Annotated in this window: 8 protein-coding genes; 6 read left to right on the top strand and 2 right to left on the bottom strand. The window is 40.9% G+C overall.

Annotated features, from left to right (window positions below; all coding sequences use genetic code 11):
* The first annotated feature begins 152 nt into the window (after positions 1-152).
* The 6 genes from nadC to GNE10_RS29345 all read left to right on the top strand — a co-directional run bounded on the left by nadC (position 153) and on the right by GNE10_RS29345 (position 6227).
* A complete protein-coding gene (nadC, locus tag GNE10_RS29370; protein ID WP_185569227.1) occupies positions 153-1019 on the top strand; it encodes a carboxylating nicotinate-nucleotide diphosphorylase in 867 nt (288 codons plus the stop codon).
* 151 nt (positions 1020-1170) lie between these two features.
* Positions 1171-1401, top strand: a complete 231-nt coding sequence (locus GNE10_RS29365) for a hypothetical protein (protein WP_185569225.1) — start codon at positions 1171-1173, stop codon at positions 1399-1401.
* A gap of 99 nt (positions 1402-1500) precedes the next feature.
* The gene (locus tag GNE10_RS29360; RefSeq protein WP_185569223.1) at positions 1501-2196 is read left to right on the top strand and encodes a Uma2 family endonuclease; all 696 of its coding nucleotides are present in this window, start codon (positions 1501-1503) and stop codon (positions 2194-2196) included.
* 171 nt (positions 2197-2367) lie between these two features.
* The gene (locus tag GNE10_RS29355) at positions 2368-4110 is read left to right on the top strand and encodes an ABC transporter ATP-binding protein (protein ID WP_185569221.1); all 1743 of its coding nucleotides are present in this window, start codon (positions 2368-2370) and stop codon (positions 4108-4110) included.
* On the top strand, positions 4107-5900 hold the full coding sequence (locus GNE10_RS29350) for an ABC transporter ATP-binding protein (RefSeq protein WP_185569219.1): 1794 nt from the start codon (positions 4107-4109) through the stop codon (positions 5898-5900). The genes GNE10_RS29355 and GNE10_RS29350 overlap by 4 nt, the downstream gene beginning before the upstream one ends.
* Positions 5901-5987: 87 nt before the next feature.
* Complete coding sequence (locus tag GNE10_RS29345; RefSeq protein WP_185569229.1) at positions 5988-6227, top strand: dihydrofolate reductase family protein; 240 nt, start codon at positions 5988-5990, stop codon at positions 6225-6227.
* 60 nt (positions 6228-6287) lie between these two features.
* Here GNE10_RS29345 and trxA read toward each other — a convergent pair whose 3' ends face one another.
* Both trxA and GNE10_RS29335 read right to left on the bottom strand, forming a co-directional pair.
* Positions 6288-6626 carry a thioredoxin gene (gene trxA / locus GNE10_RS29340; RefSeq protein WP_099072468.1) on the bottom strand — a complete coding sequence of 113 codons (339 nt, stop codon included), beginning with the start codon at positions 6624-6626 and terminating at the stop codon, positions 6288-6290.
* 432 nt (positions 6627-7058) lie between these two features.
* Positions 7059-7367 (bottom strand): hypothetical protein, encoded by a 309-nt coding sequence (locus GNE10_RS29335; RefSeq protein ID WP_185569217.1) that lies wholly within the window; start codon positions 7365-7367, stop codon positions 7059-7061.
* Positions 7368-7697 lie beyond the last annotated feature (330 nt).

Genomic DNA, 7697 nt, shown 5'->3' with positions numbered 1-7697 from the left:
CTGGCACTTATTCAATATAGCTAACCCTTCTTAGAGTGTCAACCTCTTTGACCACTTTTTTTTGACCTTTTTTTTGAGATTCCTGTGAGCCTTAGATGGTAAGGGTTTTCGGCTATATTATTCCTGAGGCCTCACGATAAGGAATTAAAATTGTGACAAAATTTGGTGTTTTGCCCCCCTGGCTAGTTTTAGATCCACTGTTGCGTAGTTGGTTATTGGAGGATATTGGACGGGGCGATCGCACCACAAACACCCTACTTGTCGAAGGTGTCACATCAGGAACAGCCAAATGGATAGCGAAGGCTCCAGGAATTATCACTGGTTTACCAGTTGCAGCTAGGGTATTTCAGATTTTGAATGAAAATGTGAGTTTTACTGCTGTGACGCCTGAAGGTGCAAGATGTGAGCCAGGACAGGTAGTGGCTGAAATTCATGGTTCGCTTGATGCATTACTAATGGGGGAACGGGTAGCGCTGAATTTGGCTATGCGCTTGAGTGGAATTGCCACGCTAACTAATATATATGTAGAGAAAATTGCTGATTTAACTGCTCGGTTGGTGGATACGCGCAAAACTACACCAGGGCTGAGACTGTTGGAAAAGTATGCGACTGTTGTGGGTGGGGCGATTAATCATCGCGTGGGATTGGATGATGCAGTGATGATTAAAGATAATCACATTACTGCGGCTGGGGGAATTGGAGAAGCTATTGGGCGCGTTCGTTCTCAGATTCCTTATCCTTTGACAATAGAGGTAGAGACAGAAAGTTTAGAACAGGTGAAAGAAGCTTTGCAGCACCAAGCCGACATCATTATGTTGGATAATATGCCTTTGGATATGATGCATCAGGCGGTGCAATTGATTCGTCAGCAGGATAGCCGGGTGAAAATTGAGGCTTCGGGTAATGTGACTTTGGAGACGATTCGTGGAATTGCAGAGACGGGTGTGGATTATATTTCTAGCAGTGCGCCGATTACTCAGTCAAAGTGGTTGGATTTGAGTATGAGGATTGTAATTTAATTATCAAAATGTCACTCAAGGTTCATAAATACATAGCAAAAATCTACGTAAAGTTTACTATTTTTACTTAGATGAATCGCAAAATACTATGTATGTAATGTAAAAAAATAGCTAGTAAAAAATATACATGAAAGACGAATTAATTGCAGGTATGACAACGCTTGCAGGCTCTTCATTAGGATCAATTACCGTAGCTACAATACCTGTTGTTGTGACTACTACCACATCTGCTGGTGGTATCGCAGGTTGGTTAGGCTTTACAACGGTTGCTACAACAGTCGTTGCTGCTCCAATCACTGTACCAGTGGGTGGAATTGTAGCAACAGGAGCATTACTGACTTATGGAGGATATAAAATATATAGACATATCAAAAGCCAGTAGTTTAATCTGCAATTTTGTTCAAGCTACGATGTGAAATAAGAATAGTGTGGGAAAAGCTATCGCTCACCCATCTCTAACAATCACCTGAAAATCATCGCAATGGTTACACAGCTACCATCTTCCACGCCAAAAGGCATTATGTACCCTGACAGCGACGGACAGCCAATGGCAGACAACACTAAGCAGTTTGAATTAATTGTCTGGATTAAAAATAATTTAGAACTGCTGTTCGCCAACGATCCAAATGTGTTTGTCGCTGGGGACTTGTTATGGTATCCAATGGAAGATGATAACAAGCTCCGCCAAGCTCCGGATGTGATGGTAGTATTTGGTAGACCAAAAGGATACCGAGGTTCTTATAAACAATGGCTTGAAGACAACATTGCCCCGCAGGTGGTGTTTGAAATTTGGTCGCCTGGAAATCGGATTTCTCAAATGGCGAAGAAATTTGAGTTTTATGAACGCTACTGCGTGGAAGAATATTATTTGTATGAACCTGATGTAGTTGACTTGACAGGTTGGCAGCGTCGTAACTCACGATTAGAAGTTATTGACCAAATGGTTGGTTGGGTGAGTCCTAGATTGGGAGTGCGTTTCGAGTTGAGTGAGGAAGAACTACAAATTTATCGCCCTGATGGCGATCGCTTTCTTACCCATTTTGAACTAGACCAACAACGAAAACAAGAAAAAGAACGAGCCGAACAACAACGCCAGCGAGCCGAACAAGCCGAAGCACAATTAGAAGCCCTACATGCTCTACTAAAAGAACGGGGAATTAATCCAGAGCAATTGTGAGGAAATTTAATTTACAAGTATAAAAAATAGCTAGGGTTACAAACGTATTGTAATATTCCTCATTCTCAACTTGAGTAAGTGGTTTTTTTGAATCAAAGTACGAGATAATTTTCCCAAAACACAGGGTGAATTCCATTGGTTCAGCAGCCAGAACTCCAAGAAACATCGTCAATGCAATCAATCCAACGCGTCCTGGTTAGTTTGAGTACTTACCGATGGACTTCGTTGGGAGCTTTAGTCAGCCTCTTGCTGTTGACCATCGCTAATGCCGTTACTCCACAACTATTTCGCTGGGGAATCGATCGAGGAATTAGCGAAAGAAATTTAGAAATTGTCTTAATTAGCGCCGGCTGGATGGTAGTTGCGGCCATTGCTCGTGGTTTATTTAACTTTGGGCAAAGCTATTTAGCAGAAGCGGCCTCTCAAGGTGTGGCTTACGACCTGCGAAACAAAATTTTTAGCAAAATTCAAAATCTAAGTTTCAGCTATCACGACCAAGCGCAGACTTCCCAACTATTAACCCGTGTTACCAGTGACATTGAGCAAATCCGTACATTTATCGGCACCAGCCTGATTCAGGTGATTGGTGGGGTTGTGACATTGGTGAGTGTTGCAGTGATTTTGCTGGTAATGAACTGGAAATTAGCACTGATTACTCTCACAGTTGTACCATTAACAGCATGGTTAATGGCACGATTCGTCACTCGTAATAACAAACTTTTTCGCCAAGTACAAGAGCAACTCAGCGACTTGAATGCTGTATTACAAGAGAACTTAATCGGAATACGGGTGGTGAAAGCGTTTGTACGAGAGTCTGCGGAAAGGTCGCGTTACACGACCTTGAATGATGGCCTAATCAAGGCAAATATGAAGACCATTAGTGCTATTCGTAATACCTTTCCGTTTATCTTTTTGTTAAGTAATTTAGTAACACTAGCGGTTTTCGGATATGGAGGAGCAGAGGTAGTTGAAAATAGATTCTCCATTGGTGAACTAGTGGCGTTTAATTCCTACCTAGCTTTGATTTTGCAACCAATTTTGGTAATTGGTTTTGCTGCACCAGCCATCGCTCAATCAGCTGCTTCGGCAGAAAGGGTTTACGAAGTTGTGGACGCAGAGATCGAAATTGGCGATCGCCCTAATGCCATGCCTTTTGATACCTGCGGTGGTAGAATCACCTTTGAAAATGTTTCGTTTCGCTATCCTGGAGCAAGTGCCGAAACTCTCAAAGAAGTTTCCTTTGAAACCAAGCCCAATGAACTCATCGCTGTTCTAGGGATGACTGGCTCCGGGAAAAGCACAATTATGAACTTGATTCCCCGCTTTTATGATGTTACACAGGGAGCAATTCGCATTGACGGGCGGGATGTACGAGATTTTAACCTTAAAAGCCTCAGGTCTCATATCGGGATTGTGTTTCAGGAAACCACACTCTTTTCTGGGACAATTCGTGAAAATATTACCTATGCAAAACCCAATGCAACCTTAGAAGAAGTAATTGAGGTGGCAAAAAGCTCACAAATACATGATTTTATTATTAGTTTGCCTGATGGCTATGAAACAATTGTCGGCGAACGTGGTGTAGGGTTGTCTGGCGGTCAAAAACAACGAATTGCCATCGCCCGTACCCTACTCACTGATTACAGTATTTTGATTTTGGACGATAGTACCTCTGCTGTGGATGCCAAAACTGCTGCCCAAATTCAAGCTGAGTTAGATGGTTTCATGCGCCAAAAAGCTTGTACAACTTTTGTCGTGGCTCAACGCATTAGCACAGTCAAGAATGCCGATCGCATTTTTCTTATGGACAAAGGACGATTGGTAGCACAAGGTACTCACGAAGAATTAATGCAAAGTAGCCCGCTTTACGGCGTAATTCTGGAATCTCAGGTAAAGCAAAAGGAGAACGTATGAGAAGTACATCTGCTGTTGTTGTATCCCAGGAAGAAGGTACTAAGCAAGTCTCTACCTTAGGGCGCTTTTTGCAATACCTAAAACCATATCGCAAAGAAATTCCCATCGCCATCGGATTAGTTTTCATTGGTGCTATTACCCAAGCAATTGGGCCATTTTTTATTGGTTGGTCAATTGATAATCTGATTGCCAAGGGAAATTTACAGGGATTACTGCTGTTATTAGGGCTATTAGCGCTGAATTATGGAGTTGGTGTCTTAGCAATCAGGGGTCAAATTATTCGAGTGGGCTGGATTATGCAGCGATTGTTGGCTCAACTCAGGCAAGACATTTTCATTAAAATCCAAAGTTTACCCCTGAGCTTTTTTGACCGTAGCGAAGCAGGCGATTTAATGAGTCGCTTGCTGAATGATGTCAACACCGTGAATCAGGCTTTCGGACTGACCATTGCCCAAATGTTGGGTAATACTTTCAGTTTAATCGGCATTGTGGTTGCCATGCTCTCAATTAACTTGCAACTGGGCTTGTTAAGCAACCTCGTAGTACCACTAATGATTTTTACAACAAGCTTGTTTGCACGTTGGGCTAGAGCCAGATTTCGTGTCACGCGACAAACCATTGGCGAACTTTCCGCTAAGTTAGAAGAAGATATTGTGAGTGTGCGAGAAGCACAGGCATTCAATCGCGTACACCTCAACATTGCAGAATTTGAGATTCTCAACGCCGCCAATCGAGATGCTAACGTCGAGGCTGTGGCAATTACTTCAGCTTTTTTGCCGTCTATTGATTTTCTCAATACATTAGCAACCGCAGGTGTGTTGGCCTATGGCGGTTATCTTGCGGGGACCGGTGGGGCAACGGGGGGGGGAGTAACATCCTTTTTTCTTTTTGTACAGCAGTTCTTCCGCCCGGTCCCAATTCTCAGCCAGTTTTACACCCAAGCTCAATCTGCATTCGCTGGATTAGAGCGAATCTTTTTATTATTGGATGAACCATCACAACTCAAAGACGCGCCTGATGCTAGGGAAATGCCACAAATTCAAGGCGAGGTAAAATTTGAGAATGTCAAATTTGGTTATACTCCAGACCAACTCGTTCTCAAAAAAGTAAATTTGCACGCCTACCCAGGACAAATGGTTGCCTTAGTAGGGCCGACGGGTTCGGGGAAAAGTACAATAGTTAACTTGATTTTGCGCTTCTACGATGTGTCTGATGGTGCAGTGAAAATTGATAACATTGATGTGCGTAGTGTTACCCAAGCAAGTCTACGGCGTCAAATTGGTATCGTCCTGCAAGATAATATTCTGTTCAGTGGTACTGTTGCTGAAAATATTGCCTTTGGCTGTCCCTATGCCACCCAAGCTGATATTGAAGCAGCTGCACAGATGGCCAATGTTCATGAATTTGTTACCTCACTACCACAAGGCTATACCACTCAATTGGGTGAAAAAGGCGCTCCCTTGAGTCAGGGACAACGACAACTCATTAGCATTGCTCGTGCGGTATTAATTAATCCCCGCATTCTCATACTTGATGAAGCCACAAGCAGCATTGATACTCGTACAGAAGCTTTAGTGCAAAGTGCGATCGCTCGCTTATTGCAAGGTCGTACAAGTTTCGTAATTGCCCACCGCCTCAGTACAGTTACTCAGGCAGATAAAGTATTAGTAATTCAACAGGGACAAATTGTAGAGCAGGGTACTCACACAGAACTCATCCGTCAACAAGGTGTGTATGCAAACCTCTATGCCCTGCAATTGGGTGCAGAAGACAGTGTAAAAGGGAGATAAGGAAGACGTGGGGAATAATAACTCCCCAGTCAACACTCAACAGTCAACAGACCCCATATCCAATAACTAATTAGGGCTTGCTGAAATATCAGGCTAGTTGGTGGTGGAGCATTAATTAATTCCTTTCTTAAACACAGCTTGATTGACGAATATATTATTTCAATTATTCCAATTATTTTAGGTGACGGTGTACGTCTTTTTCCACCACCTACCCCTGAAGAAAAATTACAGATGATGAACTCAAAACAATATCCAAGTGGATTGATTCAGGTACACTATAGACAAAAACAAAATAGTGAGAAATTCATAATTCATAATTTATACTGAATACATTGCCATAATAACAATTAAATTCTTTTGAATTACGAATTACGAATTACAAATTAGTTAAAGAAGTTTGTCAATAGCATTGGTAAACTGTTCGTAAGGAGAAACTCCTACAATAGTTTCTGCTAAAACACCATCTTTAAAAATTAAAACTGCTGGAATGCTGCGAAGACCAAATTTTTTGAAGAGTGGTTTATTGCTGTCAACGTCTACCTTCACGACTTTAGCACGACCTTTGTATTCTTCGGCAAGTTGTTCGATTAATGGACTAATCAGACGACATGGGCCACACCAAGTAGCAGTAAAGTCAACAACAACAACTTGCTCTTCGCTTCCATTTAAAATAACATCAAACTCGCTTTCTTGAACGTAAACAACTTTGTGAGTCTCAGTAGACATATTTTAAGTCTCCAATGTAAAACTAAAATTTGATTACAAATCTGACTATACAAACTATACATTGTTATGTCTATTTAGATTCATAAAATTCTGAGATGGGGAAATTACCACAGGAGTGTTCTTCCTAGTGTTACTCTTGGATAAAGTAAATGCAACTGGCTATATTTTTAATGGATTTGTTTAAGGTTTGGATCGTCAAGACGTACTGAAACAGAATAATGCAAGGAAGCAATAAGTAATGGTTTATGATTATTATTGCCTCTTTGCCTTTGTGTAGATGTAGTGTATTTAATTTTACATAAATACTTGGGAAATCAGCTTTTAGCGATCGCCTTCCATATTTATTCTGTAGTTATGCTACTGGCAAAGGTAACGATACTTCGCTTAAGCGCCCTGTCTACTTACGTAATTAAATACTTTAATATCGCAGTTTCAAGGTTTTTCTTGAATATCTGGTATTTTTTCGATCTGTATTAAATCAATCTTCAAAATAGGTTTATTTGGAGATAGTTGTCTGTCTCTAAGCATTTGAATTTCTCTTTCAAAGGCATTAGTACCTTGTCTAAAAAAGTCTTGAGAGTTAGATGGAACTAAGTCACGTGATAAATTTTGAGCTTGTGTTGGAGTGAGATTAGGAATAGTTGTTTGAGCATTACCAGAAGTTTCCGCAGCCAGTAAAAAAGCTGTTGAAAAAATTAGTATTTGTAATTTTCTAGAAGGAATAGATTTGAGCCTGAACATAATTCAAATATTTATTGTGTGAATTTGGCGTACGATCAAACCGTTTTATTTTGGTCTGATGATATATAAAATACAGCGATAGCTTGAAAAATTACCTCCTACAAATGGGTTAATTTATTTCTATGATTTACATTAATAAGGGACTTCCAAGAAAATAAATCTTTGACATAAGACTGTTGACTGTCAACACATCGGTAGACCTCTTGCAATCAATTGCTTTTTGAACTCTTGTGGTCAAAGGGAAAAGGTTAAAGAGAAAATACCAAACTTTTCCCCCTTTCCCCTGCCCCTTATCCCCACTTCTGTAAGAAGTCTGGTATTGACTGAACG

Origin of the sequence: Nostoc sp. 2RC (assembly GCF_014222165.1) — a bacterium.
Taxonomy (GTDB): Bacteria; Cyanobacteriota; Cyanobacteriia; order Cyanobacteriales; family Nostocaceae; genus Nostoc; species Nostoc linckia.
Note: the sequence above shows the minus strand (reverse complement) of the source record. Positions and strands in the feature narration are given on the sequence as shown.